Source organism: Telmatospirillum siberiense, assembly GCF_002845745.1.
In the GTDB taxonomy this organism is placed as follows: Bacteria; Pseudomonadota; Alphaproteobacteria; order Rhodospirillales; family Magnetospirillaceae; genus Telmatospirillum; species Telmatospirillum siberiense.
Window position 1 is genome coordinate 1 of record NZ_PIUM01000025.1, and the last position, 18269, is coordinate 18269.

At 59.6% G+C, this 18269-nt stretch carries 10 protein-coding genes; 3 read left to right on the forward strand and 7 right to left on the reverse strand.

Annotation, left to right across the window (positions count from 1 at the left end; all coding sequences use genetic code 11):
* Window positions 1–108 precede the first annotated feature (108 nt).
* Complete coding sequence (locus CWS72_RS18780) at window positions 109–1080, forward strand: LysR family transcriptional regulator (protein ID WP_101252178.1); 972 nt, start codon at window positions 109–111, stop codon at window positions 1078–1080.
* A 28-nt stretch (window positions 1081–1108) separates the two neighbouring features.
* Here the strand turns inward: CWS72_RS18780 and CWS72_RS18785 are convergent, their stop codons facing one another.
* Window positions 1109–1825: an SDR family oxidoreductase gene (locus tag CWS72_RS18785; protein WP_101252179.1), complete on the reverse strand. Its 717-nt coding sequence runs from the start codon at window positions 1823–1825 to the stop codon at window positions 1109–1111.
* Window positions 1826–1863: 38 nt separating this feature from the next.
* The gene (locus tag CWS72_RS18790; protein ID WP_101252180.1) at window positions 1864–2694 is read right to left on the reverse strand and encodes an SDR family NAD(P)-dependent oxidoreductase; all 831 of its coding nucleotides are present in this window, start codon (window positions 2692–2694) and stop codon (window positions 1864–1866) included.
* Between the two features lie 104 nt (window positions 2695–2798).
* Between CWS72_RS18790 and CWS72_RS18795 the strand changes: the two genes are divergently transcribed.
* On the forward strand, window positions 2799–3617 hold the full coding sequence (locus CWS72_RS18795; protein ID WP_101252181.1) for a helix-turn-helix transcriptional regulator: 819 nt from the start codon (window positions 2799–2801) through the stop codon (window positions 3615–3617).
* 131 nt (window positions 3618–3748) lie between these two features.
* On the opposite strand, the gene CWS72_RS18800 is transcribed toward CWS72_RS18795, so the two are convergent.
* Complete coding sequence (locus tag CWS72_RS18800; RefSeq protein WP_146002807.1) at window positions 3749–6202, reverse strand: autotransporter outer membrane beta-barrel domain-containing protein; 2454 nt, start codon at window positions 6200–6202, stop codon at window positions 3749–3751.
* 686 nt (window positions 6203–6888) lie between these two features.
* Here CWS72_RS18800 and CWS72_RS18805 point away from each other — a divergent pair.
* Window positions 6889–8097: a tyrosine-type recombinase/integrase gene (locus CWS72_RS18805; RefSeq protein WP_420824076.1), complete on the forward strand. Its 1209-nt coding sequence runs from the start codon at window positions 6889–6891 to the stop codon at window positions 8095–8097.
* 457 nt (window positions 8098–8554) lie between these two features.
* Here the strand turns inward: CWS72_RS18805 and CWS72_RS18810 are convergent, their stop codons facing one another.
* Genes CWS72_RS18810 through CWS72_RS18825 form a run of 4 tightly spaced genes read right to left on the reverse strand, consistent with a single transcriptional unit; the run spans window position 8555 to window position 18268 of the window.
* Window positions 8555–9700, reverse strand: a complete 1146-nt coding sequence (locus CWS72_RS18810; RefSeq protein WP_101252184.1) for a cysteine desulfurase family protein — start codon at window positions 9698–9700, stop codon at window positions 8555–8557.
* Window positions 9697–14928 (reverse strand): FtsK/SpoIIIE domain-containing protein, encoded by a 5232-nt coding sequence (locus tag CWS72_RS18815; RefSeq protein ID WP_101252185.1) that lies wholly within the window; start codon window positions 14926–14928, stop codon window positions 9697–9699. Before CWS72_RS18815 ends, CWS72_RS18810 begins: the two co-directional genes overlap by 4 nt.
* Window positions 14925–16487, reverse strand: coding sequence for a hypothetical protein (locus CWS72_RS18820; RefSeq protein WP_101252186.1), 1563 nt, complete (start codon window positions 16485–16487; stop codon window positions 14925–14927). Before CWS72_RS18820 ends, CWS72_RS18815 begins: the two co-directional genes overlap by 4 nt.
* Window positions 16484–18268, reverse strand: coding sequence for a hypothetical protein (locus CWS72_RS18825; RefSeq protein WP_146002808.1), 1785 nt, complete (start codon window positions 18266–18268; stop codon window positions 16484–16486). Before CWS72_RS18825 ends, CWS72_RS18820 begins: the two co-directional genes overlap by 4 nt.
* Window position 18269: the final 1 nt, after the last annotated feature.

Consider the following 18269-nt stretch of genomic DNA (forward strand, 5'->3'; position numbering starts at 1 on the left):
GGATGTGCTTGTGCGGGCGGTTACGGTCGACGATGACGGCGGACAAACGCTCGCGGTCTTCGACGGAAAGCAGGATGCAGACGGTCTGAGCCATGCCGAGAGAATCGCATGATTCAGGCTGCCTGTGAATCCTCCGTTTGCGTCAATGCACTAGGCATTTCGGCCTTCGTTCATTCGGTGGAGACAGGCAGCTTTACAGCCGCCGCCGCGCGCATGGGCGTTTCGAAGTCCGCGACGGGCAAGAGCGTGGCCCGGCTGGAGGAACGTCTGGGCGTCCGTCTTCTCAATCGCACGACCAGAAGCCTGAGCCTGACGGCCGAGGGGCAAGTCTATTACCCAAGCTGTCTCAAGGTACTGGAAGAACTGAACGCGGCGGAGTCGCTGCTTGCCTCGCGTAAGCGGACCGTTTCCGGAATCTTGCGCGTCAATCTTCCAGTCTCTTTCGGCCGACTTTGCGCTATGCCCGTTCTGATGGCGGTCGCGGAGCGCAATCCTGACCTGGACCTCGACATTTCCTTTACCGATCGCCGTGTCGATCTGGTCGAGGAAGGCATCGACCTCGTCGTGCGGTTGGGCGATCCCGGCGACCAGATGACTCTGGTCGGGCGGCGCATCGGCACGCAGCATTCGGTCATCTGTGCTTCTCGGGCCTACCTGGAACGTCGCGGCCGCCCTGCAACCGGTGATGATCTCGACCATCACGATTGCCTTGCTTTCGCGCGAGACGGGCGACCGCTTCCCTGGGCCGTTGCCGATCAAAACGGCGGGTCGAAACCGTTTGTCATTCGGCCACGCCACACGATCAGCCATGGTGAGGCTCTGCGGGACGCGGCCATAAACGGGCTCGGACTGGCCTATCTCTCGACCTGGCTGGCCGCCGACGACATCCGGCTCGGGCGTCTCGAAGTGGTTCCGATCCTCACGCCGCCAGATGATGTTCCCATCTCCGCTATCTGGCCGCGTTCGCGCGATTTGTCGCCCAAAGTGCGCGTGGTGGTCGATGCGCTTGTGGCGGCGTTCATGCCGATCCCGCCTTGGGACCAGGGGATCATACGCAGCGGGGAAAGCCCCGCCGCGTAGTGAGCGTGGATACCGCCATGGCTCGTCATTATGCCGTCAGCCGCAATCCGCCATCGCAAACGATCGTCTGACCCGACATGAAGGTATCGGCGATCAGGAAAGCGATGGCCTCGGCGACATCCTCAGGCCGCCCGACGCGCCCGACCGGCGTTTTCGCCGCATAGTCGGAGAATATCGGGGCCTTCTGGTCATCGCTGAGGAAGTCCCACCAGGGCGTGTCGATAACGCCGGGGGAGACGGCGTTGACGCGCAGCGGGCGAAGCTCGGCGGCGAGGATCGGGACGAGGGCCGCCACGGCTGCATTGGCCGCACCGATTCCAGCCGTGCCGGGCATAGCGGCGAAGGCCGTCACCGCCGAAATGAAGGTCAGACTGCCATCCTTGCTGAGATGGGGAAGCGCGGCTTGGGCCGTGGCGAAATGGGCATAGACCTTTTCCTCGAAGCCGGCGCGCACGTCGGCAAGCAGAACGGAGGCGAACGGTCCGGCCCCCTTGCCGCTGCCGAGCGCGAGCACGAGATGGTCAAAATGACCAATGCTGGCGAAGGCGTCCGGCAGGCACGCCGGGTCGGCCGCATCCATGACGAGCGTATGAAGATCTCCGTTCAACGCCTTTCTTGCCGTTTCCAGCCGGGAGAGATTGCGGCCGGTGACCGTAACCTTCTGCCCCTTGTCGAGAAGCAGGCGGGCGGTGGCAAGGCCGATGCCGGACGATCCGCCGACGATAACGCTATGTTGTGAAGACATGAGAGGTTCCTTTCGTCTCGGAAAGAAGAACTCGAAAATCACGCGATGGTCGCCGCCAAGCCGGTCAGTTCGAGGCTGAGCACGCGCAATCGCGCGCGGGCGGCGGCGTCATAGGCTTGGGGTTGGGCGCGCGCGGGCCGGAGCCCGTCGAAATAGAGACCCGTCCGGTCCGCCATCTCAGGCGAAACGGCGAGGTTAAGGATGGCATCGGCGCCTTCATCGACGCCGCTCGCCGGAGCCACACCATCGCCGTGCACCATGGCCGTGTCCATGTAGGTGGCCGGGTGAAGCGCGGTGGCGGTAACGCCGGAACCCTGAAGTTCCTCGGCAAGGTTGAAAGTGAAAATAATTTGGGCGAGCTTACTCTGGCAATAGGCGCGCCTGCCGCTGTAGCCGCGCGTCAGCATGACATCGGCGAAGTCGATCGCCTGTTGGCCGATTGAAGCGACATTGACGATGCGGGCGGCCGGGCTGGCCTTGAGGAGCGGCAGAAGAAGCCGCGTCAGCAGGAAGCCGGCGAGATAATTGACGGCAAAGCGCAACTCGAAACCGTCGCGGCTTTCCGAGCGCCGCGGATAGGCCCCGGCAACACCGATGCCGGCGTTGTTGATCAACACATCCAACCGGGAGTGATCGCGTTGCACGTCTTCGGCCAGCCGTCGGACATCATCTAGAGAAGCAAAATCGGCGGAATAGAAAGCCGCATCGCCTCCTAGGTCGCGGATGGTCCGGACCAGACTTTTTCCCCGCTCTTGATTGCGTCCGTGGACCAGAACCGTGATGCCGGGCTTTGCCAAGCGCCCGGCGACCCGCCGCCCCACGCCGTCGGTCGAGCCTGTGATCAGGATTGTCTTTGTCTGTCCGGTCATCGCATCGCACCTTCGCAAATCATTGTTCGGGGGCGATTCTGGCCAATCCGGAATCGACAAACAGTTTCGGTGTTATCATGGTATCAATACTGCTATGATGAGGCATGTCGAACGATCACTCGAACCAGTCCGAAGCGCGCCGACGGGAGTTCGGGGATTTTCTGCGGTCCCGGCGAGAGCGACTGATGCCATCTTCGGTCGGTCTGCCGGACGGGTTTCGCCGACGCACGCCGGGTCTCCGGCGCGAGGAAGTGGCTCTCCTCGCCGGGGTCGGGACCACTTGGTACACATGGCTCGAACAGGGACGTGACGTGCGGCCGTCGGCTGAGGTGCTGAACGCACTTGCCAACGCCCTGCGGCTCGATCCGGCGGGACGGCAATATCTGTTTGTTCTCGCCGATCGCCCGTCACCGCGGCCTCATGGGACTGGGCCGGAGCATGTCCCGGAGTCTCTGATCCGCATGTTGCGAAGCATGGTCGATCAGCCGGCCTATGTGTTGGGCAGGCGCTGGGATGTGCTTGCCTGGAACGAGGCGGCGACCGCCGTCTTCGGTGACTTCGGGCGGCTGGAGGGCGACGCGCGAAACCTCATACACATGATGTTCGCCAACGAGTCCCACCGGCGCCTTCTGGCCGATTGGGACGATCTGGCGCCCCTATCGCTTGCGATGTTCCGGGCCGATAGTGCCCACTATGCCGGCGATCCGGATTTCGAGCGACTGATCGCTCTGCTTATGGAAAGAAGTCCCGAGTTCCGGAGTTGGTGGCCGCACCATGACGTGATCCACCAGCCATCAACCGTCAAACGCATCCAACACCCTACCGCTGGGCGATTGATATTCGAGTACATGAGCCTTGATGTGGCGAATCATCCCGGTATGCGTTTCGTCGTTTGCACGCCAAGCGACGGGGCCAAAGCCTAAATTTTATTGTGATTATTCCCGTTATGTTCTTTTTTGTGCGACAAAAAGAGCCCGCTGGTTTTCAGGATCTGCGGGCTTTTTAGATTTGGTTGCGTCGGGGCGCCTCGGCCAGGCCGGGACGCCCCGTTCCGTCAGAATCCCCAAAGGACCTTGATCACCCCGGTGTGGCTTTGGTAGTCGGCGCGCAGATCGCCTGAATATTCGGCTCGGAAAGACAGCGCGTCCGTCCCTTCGAGGGTGGCGGCGACGCCGATCTGGGCGCCGTCCGGGCTGGTGCGCGGTGTCGAGGTGGTGAAGGCGGCGCCGGCCAGCGTTCCGGTGGTGGCGAGCCCCGACTGGCGGTAGTCATGCACCCATTCGGCGCGCAGCTCCGGCTTCACGCGGCCCCATGGCGTTTCAGCGGACCAGCGCACCCGGCCACCGAGGTCATGGGACAAGCTGCCCGCACCTTTGCGATCGATGGTCAAGTCGGCGCCGGCCGCCCCGCTTTCGGTGTAGCCGTTATTGACCGAATAGAGATAGGTCAGCCCGGCCAGGGGAGCCAGGGTGACGGCGCCGCCCACCGGCCAGTCATAGCCGGTCTGGCCGCGCAGCAGATAGTGTTCGCCGTCGAAGTCGACGTTGGCCGTGCGCCCCAGGAAGTCCACGCCGCGCTTCTGATGGAACCGGTTGTATCCCGCCCCAGCCTGCCCGTCGACGAACCAAGGGCCCTGCCGCCAGCTGCCATAGCCGGTCAGCATGTAGCTGTCCAGGGTCGAATTGGTCGCGGCGCTGTCGCTGCCGGCCGCATAGGCCCGCACCCAGGACAGGGCGGCGCCACCCATCAGATCGTCGGCGAACATATGATCGACGCCGGAGGCCAGACCGAACTCCTTCACGCGGAATCCTGCCGTGCTGTCGGTCCCGCTCCGGATCGCGCCACCGCCCAGGACCTGCCCCCACAAGCTATTGCCGTGGCCCTCCGATCCGGCCGCCTTGCCGGTCGCCGGATCGTAGACCATGGCCGCCTGCTGATGTTGCGTCAGCGCGCCCGAGGCCAGGCCGTCCGCCGAAAAGCCCATCAGCGCCGGCGCCGTCGTCTGCGACGGCCCCAACTGCCGGATGGCCTGGGCCGCCTGGGTCGTCGACAGGCCGCTGATGGTCGACAGGATCCCGGTCATGTCCGCCGAAAGAGTGGCCGAGGACGACAAGGCGTCCAGCGCCGCGCCCATGGTGGCGGCGTTATGGCCGGCAGGCCGGCCCAGCGCCTGATAGGATGTTCCGGCAGAGGATGTTCCGGCGCAACTGGCGCAGGTGACCAGGGTGACGAGCAGATCCCCGCCGGACGTCGAGACCGATGCCGTCAGGCCCGAACTGCCGCTGATCGTGGCGGTATCGTTGGCATAAGTGCCGCCGGTCCCGGAGCGCACGATGGTGAAGGTCTCGCCCGAGGTCAGCCCGGCGCCGGAGATGGTGACGGAGGTGCTGGTGACACTGGCCGAGCCGCTGACAGTGAGATAGCCATAGGAGGTTCCGGCATTGCTGGTGACGATCACCAACCCGCCGCCGCTCTGCTTATAACTTCCGGTAATGGTGCGGGCGCTGGCGAGCTTCAGCGTGGCGCCGTTGTTGATCACCAGGTGCGACGCGCCGACGTTGATGTCGTCGTTCAACAGCAGATAGCCCGAGTTGAAGACGAGGTTCGACTGGGTGCTGGTGATCGTTCCGGCCATACCGGCGGCGTAACCGGTCAGGGTTCCGTAGGCGGCGGAGCCGCCGTTGATGGTCAAGGCCGTGGTCGAGCTGTTCAGAATGTCGCCGGCGATGACCCCGCTGTTGGTCAGTATCCCGAATCCGGCGGAGCTGTTGCTGATGGCATAGACCGCGCCGGAAATCGTGCCCGAATTGTCGATCGTCCCGATGGTCCCGGTGTTCAGGATGGCCGTGCCGGTGCTGGTGATCGTGCCGGAATTGTTGATCGAGCCGATGCTGACGGCATTCTCCACGGCCGGCGATCCGCTGATGATCCCCTCGTTGACCAGGGTGCCGATGGTGCCCACGTCGTTGCGAATGGCGCTGGAGGTCGCCTGGATGACGCCGTTCGCCTGGTTGATCAGCAGGGTGATGGGGCCGTGATTGTGAATGGCGTGGATACCGCTGATGGTGCCGTCGTTGCTCAGGGTCCCGATCAGGCCGTAGTTCATGATCGCGCCGGACGCCGCCCCGTTGATGGTGCCGTGGTTGGTCAGCGCGCCGATCGTGCCGGTGTTGATGATGGCCGAGGTTCCGCTGCTCGAGAGGGCAGCCCCGGACCCGGGCGTGTCCCCGTTGATCAGCGCCGCCATCGTGCCGGAGTTTGCCAGGATGAGGCCCGATATGGAGATGGTGGCCAGATTGGTCAGCGTGCCCAGCGACGTGCCCGAGGCGCTGATCACGCTGGGCTGCGCCGTGGCCCCGATCTGGCAGTTGCCCGAGGTCCAGGACCACGAGGCTCCCGACCCGGAGATGGTGCCGGTGGTATCGCAAGAGGACACTGCGTGCGCGCTCATCGGCAAGCCGAGTACGATTCCGGACGCGCCTGCCAGGAGAAAAAGTTTGAAAGGCATGATCCCCACGTCATGAAACATTCGCCGCCAGCCGCGGCCTTAAAACAACTATAGTACTCAGGAGATTTTATTCTCCAAGTTAAAATCGCTGGTTGGAGAAGGGGTGGAAAAGCCGGATGCGATACAACACCTCAAGGTTGCCTAGCGTTATCGGAGTGATTGTTTGATATATTGATATTTAATAATTGTTTATTTCCGGGTGCTGTCGCCCGTTGAGCGCGAAAAGGGTGCCGAGAGTTGACTAATACCAACTTTCGGTGATCGGAACCGATCACCGAGCCCTCAATCGCCGGGCGGGTTTCTCCGAAACCCTTGGCTTCGCGCCAACGATGGCGCGGGCGCGCTAATCGCGCCAGACCAAGTTTCGATGAGTTATCCTCATCGAAACTTGGTATAACCGCAGCTTACTGTTTCCGTTATGTTCTTTTTTGCTTCACAAAAAGAGCCCGCCGGTCATTGAAGACCTGCGGGCTCTTTTCGTTTTGATCGTTGGTTGCGGGGGCAGGATTTGAACCTGCGGCCTTCAGGTTATGAGTTCGTTTTTTGAGCCTTCGCCCATCTTCCACGCACCTCGCTACGCCACGCTGCACTGCGATAGATCATTGTTATAATTGATATTTTCTAGGCCTCTTGCTACGATACAGCATGACTGGAGTCGCTTCAATTTTCTCCCAAGTGATTCCGATTTGATTCCGGAGATTCCGGCGTTCACGAGGTGTTCTTTGGCGAAGATCACGAAACGTTCTGTCGATGCCGCAGTTCCCGGCGACAAGGAATTCTTCATCTGGGACGAAGAGCTGAAAGGCTTCGGCCTGCGCGTCTACCCGTCCGGCCGGAAGATGTATCTTGCTCAGTTCCGGGCTGGAGGCCGGGTTCGTCGGGTCAATATCGGCCTGCATGGCGCCATCACCCCCGATGCCGCGCGCACCGAGGCGATGAAGCACCTCTCCGAGGTTCGGCTCGGCGGTGATCCGGCTGGGGAGCGCGATCGACGCAAGGCGTCGCCGACCATGAAGGAATTCGGCCAACGCTTTCTCGATGAGCATGTCGCATCCCACTGCAAGCCAACCACCCAGGCCGAGTACAAACGCTCGGTCGAGCTGTTCATCGATCCGAAGATCGGAACCCACCGCATCATCGACGTGACGCGCGCCGATGTCGTCGAACTGCACCAATCGATGAAGGCGACGCCCTACCAGGCCAATCGCACCCTCGGCGTCCTTTCCATCATGTTCACCGTCGCCCATACCTGGGGCGTCCGTACCGACGGTGTGAACCCCTGCTGGAAAGTGAAACGCTACAAAGAGATAAAGCGGGAGCGCTATCTGATCCCGGACGAACTCGCCCGCCTGGGCAAAGTGCTGCGCGAATCCAATTCGGAGCGGGAGGCCGTAAACTGCATCCGCCTGCTTCTCCTGACCGGCTGCCGCCTCAGCGAAATCCAGACGCTGAAATGGGAGTACATCGATCTCGATGCCGGCGTGCTGCGACTGCCGGATTCCAAGACTGGAGCCAAACTGGTTGCGATCGGCCGAGCCGTGATCGACGTGTTCAAAACCATCCCCAAGACCAAAGACAATCCCTACGTCATCACCGGCCAGGTCGAGGGACAGCATCTGACCGACATGCAGAAGCCCTGGCGCCGGTTGCGCAAGCGCGCCGGGCTGGATGACCTGCGTATCCATGATCTACGCCATTCATTCGCTTCCGATGCGCTTCAGCTCGGCGAGGATCTTCCGATGATCGGCAAGCTGCTGGGACATACGCAGGTGCAGACCACCGCCCGCTATGCCCACCTCAAGACGGATCCGATCCGGGCCGCAGCAGATAAGGTCTCCGATGCCATCGCCACCGCCCTCACCCGGCCAACCAAAGAGGAAGGTGCCGCGGCGTAGCGGTTTAGCTTTCCGAGCCCCGCTACACGGAAAGCCAGAGTCTGCGATCGAAGGCGAATTCCCGCTTCCGCATAATTTGGGGCGACAACGGCCTGTGGATGAAGCGAACTGAGCAGAAGATTGCAGCTCTCCGGCACAATGATTGAGGGACCTCGCACCACCGGGATGCGCTGCTCGATCAACCAGTCCACGCCAGGAGGGTACCGCGAGTGTCGGGGCTCCGGTCGTCGGACGGCTTGGACGGACGTTCTCGTCGTCCGCTATCGAGCAGATCAAGAATGCTCTGCCCAAAAGGACTTCCCCGAGGACATCTCCACTTCCATCACCAGCGGCTTTGAAAACCGTCCGCGACATCTTGCAGCAATATAATGACGAAGCTTCTCTCAACATAGCGGCTGGGTCACTTTCTCCTCAATCACAGAGATCACACCCATGCACAGAGTCGTAGCATCAGCCACTACAAGGCCGAACGAACGAGCGTCGAGAGGCAGTCGATAGCCAACGCGATTTCATCCGCTGTAGTCTCGCGGGAAAGGCTGACCCGAAGAGTGGACTTAGCTTCCTCATAGCTCAGCCCCATGGCGAGCATCACATGTGACGGCGCGGGAGATCCGCTCGTACATGCCGATCCAGCGGCAACGACCACACCTTGATGCGCGAGCGCTTCTACGGCGTGTTGAGCGTTCATGCCGGGGATAACAAACGCAGAGGTGTTTGGTAACCGATGAGCCATTCTTCCGAGTATGCGCAATTCCGGCAGGCAATCGATCAGGGCATGTTCGAAGTTGTCTCGCAGTGTGGCAACATGCGCCATCTCGGGAAGCCGTTCTAGAGCGAGCTTAGCTGCGGTCGCTAAGCCGGCGGCGGCTGCCGCGTCTGGAGTGCCGCCACGCCGCCCGCTTTCCTGGCTTCCATAAATGAGAGGTGGCAGACGAACGCCATCGGCCGCGAATAGTGCACCAACGCCGTTGGGACCATGGAACTTATGCCCCGACAACGAAACGAGGTCAGCTGCGATTAGGTCCTCGTTGAGACTGATTGAGATACGCCCGACTGCCTGAGTAACGTCCACATGAAAGAGTGCGGAAGGACTTAAATCCCGCACCAGATGCCCGATGTCCGCCACAGGCTGGATCACGCCGGTCTCATTATTTGCAAGCATGACGGAAACTAACGCCGTCTCCGGCCGCAGCAGTGCCGTTACGGCTTCCGGAGCGACGCAGCCGTGCTCGTCAGGGGAGGCAAACTCCACGTCCCAACCAGCGTCGCGGCAGGATTCAAAGGCTGCCATAAGTGAGGGGTGCTCAATCGCAGTGGCCACAATGTGACCTCGACCGCGCCCTGCCGTGGCCGCATGCACAGCCCAACTATTGGACTCGGAGGCGCCGGAAGTGAGCACCAAGTTATCGGCAAGCTCTGGCGCTCCCAATAGCCGAGCAAGACAACGCTTCGCCTCCGTCAACGGCTGTGCAGTACCGAAAAGCTCGCCAGCTGCGGACGACGGATTGACATACAGATTGGTGAGGTAGGGCATCATGGCCGCCAACGCTTCAGGATCAAGCCGTGTGGTTGCGTTGTTGTCCAAATAGGCGCGAATCATCATGTACCCGAGAGATCTTGTATGATGGCACGGACGAGATCAGACAGTTGGTCTTCGCTAACGAACGGCACCTGCGCGTAGATCGGATCAGTTCCGCCCCCCAGGATAGCCGCCAAATGCCCCTTCCCTAGCAGACGCTCAGCCCCCCCTCCCTTAACCCCCAACGAGAGATCTGAAGTCCCGGAGCTATCTACTCGAAGGACGAGCCTATTGCCGAGATTGCTGCGCAACTGCATTGGAAAAACAGTGGCGTCCGGTCGCTGAGCGGCAAACACGAGATAGATGCCGGCTGCTCGCGCCTTCACACCCAGCCGATTCACCGCTGATTCCACGCCTGCGCGATAGGAGTCGACCTGCATCCAGTCAGCGAACTCGTCATGGACAAGCCAGATGGCCGGGAGTGTCGTGCCTGATTTTTGATTGTAGCTGCGGAGGTTAGAGACCCGCGCGCCTTTGAAGAGAGCATAGCGGCGTTCCATCTCTGCCACCAGTGCATCGAGACGGCTGAGTGCCGCTTCCTGATCGTCGATGATGCCGTCAGTGAGGTGCGGTAGCTCCTCAAAGGCAAAATAGTCCACCCCGGCTTTCGGATCGATCAGGATGATTTGAGCTTGATCGGGCCGATTTGTAGCAGCAATCCCTAGTAGGATGTTCTGGACCAACACAGATTTGCCGCTGCCAGTGCTGCCGGCAACCAAAGTATGTGGTGCAGGCTCCGGCTCCAAAAAGAGGGGAAGACCATTCTCTTCTTTAACTGCTATCAGAAGCTTGTGATTTGCCTCGCCAGACGGGACCGGCCAATTGAGCCACACCTCCGCAAGCGAGAGTACCTCCCGAACCGGGCGACGGATAGAGATCGCGACCAAACCAGGCTCTGCTCGAACACTGATGACCTCAAGAGCATGTGTCGTCTCCAGCTCGGTGAGGCGCCGCTCTACCGCCGCCACTGTCAAGTCATCGCTACCCTTGAACTTGAGCAAGGCGGCGTTGGGGGTGAGCACTTTTTGCTCGAGCCGTGCCGACATGCCGTAGCGCAGCAGCGCATTGCGGCACCGGCGCCCTACATCCTCAAGCCAAGCTTCGTCATTTTGGGGATGACTAAGCGTTGCGGAAAGACGTTCGATCAGCGTGCGGAAATGGCTTTTGGGCTCCCCTTGCGTTGTTGAACGCTCACTGGCGGCACCCCCAGCCGGCTCAGTATGTACAGCCTTTTCGTCAACAATCGAGAGAGGCGGGCTGCCCACAGGGGCATGTGGAGATGCAAGTGATGAGGACTCGGAGGCCAAACCGCCACCAATCACGTCGGCACGGATAGCACTCGGATCGTCGCGGTTCATGTAGCAGCGCAGTAAGCGCCGCAGGGTCTCCGGTGAATATCGCTCCTGATGACCCGTGGAAGTACCGGGCACACCCACGTACTGGTCCGTTACATGGTCTCCCACACCAGGTCCAGCATGGGCAAATATATGAGAATAGCCGCGAAGCACAATGTCGCAACTCCCCTCACGCAACGCGACACGCCAATCCACTGCCAAAGCGGGTGCGCTCCCGCTCGGATCGCGCAGACCATCCAGCAACATATCGGATAGCCGGGCCCGCCAGATACCGCTGTCTATAGGCGCTTTCTCAGGCATGAGCGCCCCCTCAAGCCGCACCAGCGTATCGCGTAGTTGGCGTGCCGAATCTCCCGCTTTGGCCGTGGCACTTACCGCCGCCACATATTTCGCCTCGGTCACCACCACCTGCAGAATCGGCTTGCCGGCCCCATCTACTGTCGGCGCCAGACAGAGGAGGTCGGCGATCCGCTTTTCGTCCTGCCCCAGCCAAGCGGCGTAGTCATCAAGGAAAATCCAGGCCCGTGATGCATTGGCACCGATCTCGGCATCCACGAGGTACTTGGAAAGTACGACGCCGATCAATTCATTGGCGTTGCTTCCGCGTTTGGCTGCGCGAAGCACGATATCGCCGGAAACCGCGTTGGCGTCATCGATCAGGCGCGCACTCAATGTCTCGAGTTCGGCGTCACTATAATCTGGATCGAGCGCTCTGATGCGGCTGCGCAAAGTTGCCCGCAACAGAGCGTCCGGTGCCTGGGAGGAGATGATCAGGCTCCGGCCTTCCGGTCCAGCATGTTTGTACCGAATGATTCGAATATGATTGTCCATGAGCTGTCGACGATCGAGCAGGTCGTCGAAGTTAACGACCCAATTCGCCAACCGGTGTGTCTCATCAAGGATCTGGCTCGTAGCGGGATCCTGCACCGTCGTTTGTCGTGCCGGCGTGAGTGTTTCGCCGGCCATACGTGCTTTACGGGCCGAGCCAGGTTGGTGCATGGCTGCGATCGCGTCCAAATAATCCCATCCCTCCTGCGGTTGCGCTGGACACGCAAGGTACACCATCGCATCTCGCTCTCCGCGACGGATCGGCCGTCGGCGAGACCAATGCCCTGGATCGATCTCGATCCCCGGCAAGGTGATGTGTGATAGCTCCACCCAGCCTAGCGTCGCCGCCCTCGAAATTACATCATGACAGAAAACGATATCGAGTGGCGGTCCGTCGGACGTCATCGCAGGAATGGCCGTATTAACCATGATCGAGATACGTAGGCGAGACATGAAGTCTCTGGTGACTTCGCTGCTATGCAAGCTGTCGTCACCGATCTCGCGCGATACAAGCTGTTGATAAAGCTGACCCAAACGATCCTCATCGCAATGCCGCAGAATCACCTGGCACATCGCGTCGCCGCCCTCGCGCTCAGCCTGCACCCGCAAGCTGTCCACCACTGCTTGCGGTAGTGCCGCTGCATCGCAGTTGTAAAGTACGACGGATAGATTGTCTTTCTCATGGGGCTGAAGCCGCAAATAACTCTGGACGAGCTCGGTTATTTGGCGAGCGATCGGCCCCACATTATCATTGGTTGCCGCCGACTCACCAAAAATTGCCACCGGCGGCTCATGCAAGCTATAATCGTTAAGCGCGTCGGTGAGCGCCAGGACGATCGGCTTCGATGAAATCCAGCCAACTACCACGTCCGGGCGGGTGGGCTCACTCAATACACGGCGTAGTTCCGAAAAATAGAGACCGCCCGTATCCGTGAAGCTCGCTCCCGCAGGCGCGAACAGAGACTCAAAGTGCTGCCGCAGCATGTTCCAGCGCGCCGCCTGCGCTGCCAACCTAAGGGGATGCCATGGAGTGACCACCGCCACAGGACGGCTAGCGCTCCCCCCATCGAGTTGAGCCACCCCGATTTCGAGAAGCGGCTTGAGCAGACGCTCAAGAGCCACGGGCGCGTCCAGCTGATCCACGATCGTGCCCAATAACACCCCGTATTTCTGGGCTTGGACTTCCAAGCTTGATGCCGAAAACCCAACGTTCCTTACGTCATCAAGTGCAATGCGATATGCGGTCTCAAACGCAACATAGGCCGCCATCAGCCCGTCCGCCACCAATTGGGAACTAAGTTCATCTGCGACGATGCTCGCCAGTGCCTGCTTCCACTCCTTGGTGATGGATTCGGCGCGGGATCGAGGCGGTGAGAAGCAACCACGCTCGCGAGCTCCTTCAGGGTCGAACGTGGCTCGATCATGCAGATCGACACCGCCTGTCTGCCCGCGGCTTCTGCTTTGTCGGCTCGCGCGACAAAGCACCAGCGGCGTTCCCGACGTGTTGGTTAGCAGTCGGTCAAGATCCGAATTGAGACCCATACCAACAGCCTGCTGGTTACATTCCCACACCAACCGAAGCTCGGACGTTTTGATCGGCGTTCCACCCACCCGCGTCTCCAGCCAGACTTTGAAGTTGAGTTGCCTCGCGCGGCGGCCAGAGGCATCGGCTGTTCGCTTAGCGTAGTCTTTAATCTCATCTTTAAAATCGAGGTAGTTAAATGCCTCCACGTTTCGGAACTCGACTAAACCGTCGAGTACTCTGGGTAAGCCGCGATACCGCGTCGCAAAGAAGGTGCAGACTTCATTGTTCAAGGGCAAAAAATTGACCTTGCTGCGCTCCTGCCCCTCCACCACCAGCACCTGAAGCGCATCTGCGCCCGGCTGATAGATGCGACGGACACATTGGACCAAGCCCTCAAGCAGGTCACGGCACTCCACCCGCTGGCCAAAGATGAACCGTTCCCAAAGCACAGAAAGTCGCCGGTCTTCACGTAGCTCGTGCGCATGAGCGGTATAGAAAGCCTCATCTTCGGGTAGTTTTGTCGGGTTTTGCCGCCGTTGCTCGGAAAATTCCTTCAAATAGTTTCGCTCAGCATCCGTCAGCAACTCGTCTGCGCGGATCTTGTAAAAGTCAAATGTCTCCTGTCCTATGGAGCGTCCTTCGCTTTTCTGCGCTTCTTCGAAGAACTGCTGCAGCTCGGACCAGTCGATGCGAAAGAGAGCAACGGACGCCTCGCTCACACCATCGGGCGCATCAATATAGGCCTCAATCGCCCCCTGAACCTCTTCGCGGAGTGTAGCCCGGAGCTCATCAAGCTTTTCCCGAAGTTTTGCTCGCCCTGGGAGCGGCAGCTGGCTAGAATCACGCTTGGCAATATAGCAGTCGCGCCGCCAATGACTTTCGAACCGGCCGCGCCACTGCGAAGGCTGTCTTCTTCGAGGTAGCGGGATATCATCGAACAAGGCATCGAAGCGTGGCATGCGCAGCGAGGTAAGAGAACGCCCAAGCGCACGGGACAACGTAGCTCCGCCGACAAGCTCGGCGGCGGTGGCCGAGACAAAATGCGCCACCTGCCGCAGGCCGGCACGACGCATCCGTAGCAGCGCAGTCAAAGCCGCCTGCCATTCCATTTTGGTATCGTCTTCGAGCGCCAGGCCCGTGGCTGCTGCATCGATCCAACGGCCGGCGCGTCCCTCGTCGAGCAGCGCTTCGGCGTCGAGTTTCTCCACCTGCGCCAGCGACTGCATCTGGCTATCATCACTGAGTACCATCAGCCGCCCTTCGCAACTGCATTCGGCATGACGCAGCTCGGTGGTAGCAGCGTCAGTGAGCAGATGCTCGCCGACGCCATCAAGACCTTCGAACCGATAGCGTGGCAGGCAGATTTCGAGCCGATTATGCAGATACGGATCGGCTTCGATAGCAGCGACTACCGCCACCACTTCGTCCGTGGCCATAGCGTGAACCAGAAAGCGCGCGCAACCAAACTCCGCGGCATCGCCCTCGAGCGTGGTCTGGATCAGGCCGGCCGCAACTTGGCCGATGAGCGTCAGTTCTGCGCTCATGCTGTTTTACCCGCGAATGGATTGAGGACATAAGCACAGCCGTCAGAAAGGCGTTTCAGCAGGCCCATGCTACTCAGACGAGCCTCTAGCCTTTCCCTATTACGCTCAAAGCTTGACGCGTCGAAGCTGCTATCAGCAAGAGCATCCTCCGCCTCTGTTGGTCCGAAGACCAGTCCATAATGGACATAGAGATCGGCGAGGAATTTGCCGAATTCCGTCCGCTTCGGCACGCGCGCCATGACAAGCGTCTTTAGCAGATCGTCAGTCGGGGCATAGCGGTTTCGGTTGGTGCCTCGGCGAGAGACAAGTCCAATGGTCCGGCCATAGGCGGAGTGCACCGCACTCCAATTGTCGTCATGCTTAGCCTCAAGCGCTTGGTAGAATTGCTGCATTAGTTCGTCCACTGTGCTGACATGCAGTTCCCGTGGTGCGAAGCTGAAATCACGCTTCAGCAGCCCTCCGGCAGTCTCAAGGCGCTCATTCTCAGGAAGAGTGTCATCCTCAACCTTAATCCAGTCTCCTTCCTTGAGCACTTGCTCGGCATAAACCTCCGCCGCTTGGCGACTGAGGGCATCGTTTTCGTAATAGGACGCAATCGAACGCTGCCGGACCAACTCTCGCCGCGGCGCGATAATTTCGCAAATCAAGCTCGGCCGGCCACGGCCCAGAACCGCCGCAGCGGTTTCCAGCGCGAACAGGAGCATATGCAAGGTTCCAAGAGGCGCGAGATGAGCGTAGGCGTCTTGGCCTGGCAAACCAAGTTGGAACACGGCCGTCCAATCCTCCACCAGTCGATCGAAGGTGGGGTGGCGGCGGTAGGGCAGGAAGCTGTTTCCTGGCATATCGAGTGGAGCGCGGTGATCGCTGTCCGCGCACAGCAGGCCGATTAGGCGGTTCTTTGGAAGGTCTGGATCGAATAGCTGCCGAAAATGCGGTTTGAGTGTCTCTGCGCCCTCGGCACGGCTGATCATAAGATAGAGAAGCTCACCTGTTCGACCAAAATTATTATAATCACGCCGAGCTGTTCTCTGGCTAACGATGGCATCGCTGTAGATGGCGTTTACACCGAAGGGAAATATGAAGCGTGACGACCAACGCAGATTGTTGGTTGTCTCCAAAGTAGTCTGCCGGACGAGGTTGACCAACTCGACGAAATCCTGAAAGCGCGGAAAACGTTGCCTAAGATAGGCGTACCCTTCGGCAGGCGGCGCGGCACTGCGATCCATGATTCCGAGCCATTCTCGCCACAAGCTTTCGTCATCAAGCCGTTCTTCGGCCAGACGAGCCAACTGGCTGTTATCGAACAGCACGGATCGCAAGCCCATTCTCCACCGCAGTGAATATGGGGTGGGATTTTGCGGCTCAGTTGGCGCAAAGAGGCGACCTTCCCGGTAATGCGCCTCGGCAACATTAAGGAACTCCAGAAACAGCAGCCAAGGATTCTGGCGTGCCCAGAGGCGGTGTCCGAAGATTGCTTCTTCAACCCATAGCTTCACATCCTCAAACACCCTGGAGGAGCGGGGAACGTGACCGATATTGGTTGGATCAAGAAAGTTCATAGGTTGATACTCAGTTGTCGCGAGCCGAGTGCGCCATGTGGGCCCTGAGTAAGAATCGATAAGGGGCCGGAGTTATTGCCTACGAGCCTATAGTATTCTGTTAGCACCTGGCTTTTGAACGCGAGCACATCCTCGTTGCACTCTTTGGAGAAGCTCGAAGGCAAAGCCCCTTGGGCCACTCGACTTAGAAATTCGTAGCGCACCAAGCGCAGTTTGAAGTCGACTTGGTGACCGTCTTTGCCGAGGTTGACCCGCAGCGCTGGTGAACTGTCTTCCGTTTCTACAATCGCTACTTCATCGCCGTGCGGGCTCCGCCGCAATGGGACTTCATATAGGTAAATATCGCTCACCTTGGCGGAACTGAAGTCCAGGCCCGTGCTGAGGAAAAGGCGATCCAACTCACCTGCCAACATTCCAGACCAGATCCGGTTGAGACCACAGACCAAGCGTTGGAGAATGATCGCGTCTACAGGACGTTGCGCGCGAAGAGGCTCCAATACCTTACGCCGATAGCTGCCTGCCGATGGAAAGACACTGAGTTTCCATGGATCGAGGCGCTCATCATTTTCCGGTAGGCGGAAAAATAGGCGCCGCCGTTCATTCACTAGAACAGTGAGGAATTCTTGAGCACCATCTACTCGCTCGTCTTCAGCCTCAAGATAGAGGCGGCGCAATCGCTCGAATTCCGGGTTGTCGGAATAATAAGGGTCGCTCGCCACATAGGCCGCGTAATCCGCTTGCAGGTTTGGATCGTCGGCGCCAAAGATCAGCAGACTATCCAAGAGGTTAGTGGTCTCATGGCCGATCCTCAATCCACCCAGGTGACGAAAGACCATAAGGCCTTCCCGTCGACGCTCCGGCAAGTTCGCACCGAAGAAATTGCTGTAGAGGGCAGCTTCATGCACAAGGCCCTTTTCCACAAGGTTACGAAGGCCATCCACGGTCGCGACATACGCCGTATCGCTTGCGCCGGACCAGCCCAATAGCGCGTTCACTAGAAGGAGCAGCACTTCACGAATGGGGACATGTAGACCATTGGCGTCCAAGAGGTCCGCCAAGGCCAGCAATCGGTCACGAACAGCAGGATCTTGCAGCAGTCGATAGTTACGTGTAAGCGGAGATGCAGCAGAGAAGGCAAGATCATCGGCTTCGTCATCGAAACAGGACCATTCAGGCCGACCGAGCAAGCAGTCCAGTGCCCGCTCAAGGATAACGGCCGTCGACATGCGACTGAGGTTCAAGAACAAGAGCTCATGATCATCGAGCTGCGAACGGTCATTGGCGAGCAGCTCTTCGATGCTTGGCGCCAAAGATTTCGCTGGGGCCGCAGTCGGGAGACTGTCCCAGGCGTGGACAAGACGACCATCATTGGCAGCGATGATAAAGAATTCGTCGGGATCCGGCTCCAAGACAGATCGCACAAACCGATTCATCAGTTCGAGCCGATCTTCTGGCCATGGCCGCCCTTTTTCTGGGCACCAACCGCTAAATTCAAAAATGAAGTGTAGTTGCTTTGGCCCAGACGGAGTTACAACCTCGAGGGGCAGATAGTTATCGCGGTTTTTGCCTGTTACACGATGATCGCCGCCGCCAAATTTAGACCAAAGCTCATGGCAGAGCGTCGTTTTGCCGTCCCCCGCAGTGCCAGTGAGGATCACATTGGTTAGCCGGCCCGCCCCTGGATCCAGAACTTCGAAAAGCTTTGCGCGATAGGGATGCTCGAACTGCAGCGGCGCAATTCCGAACTTCCGCGCATGAGATGGCAATGTCTCAGCGTACATT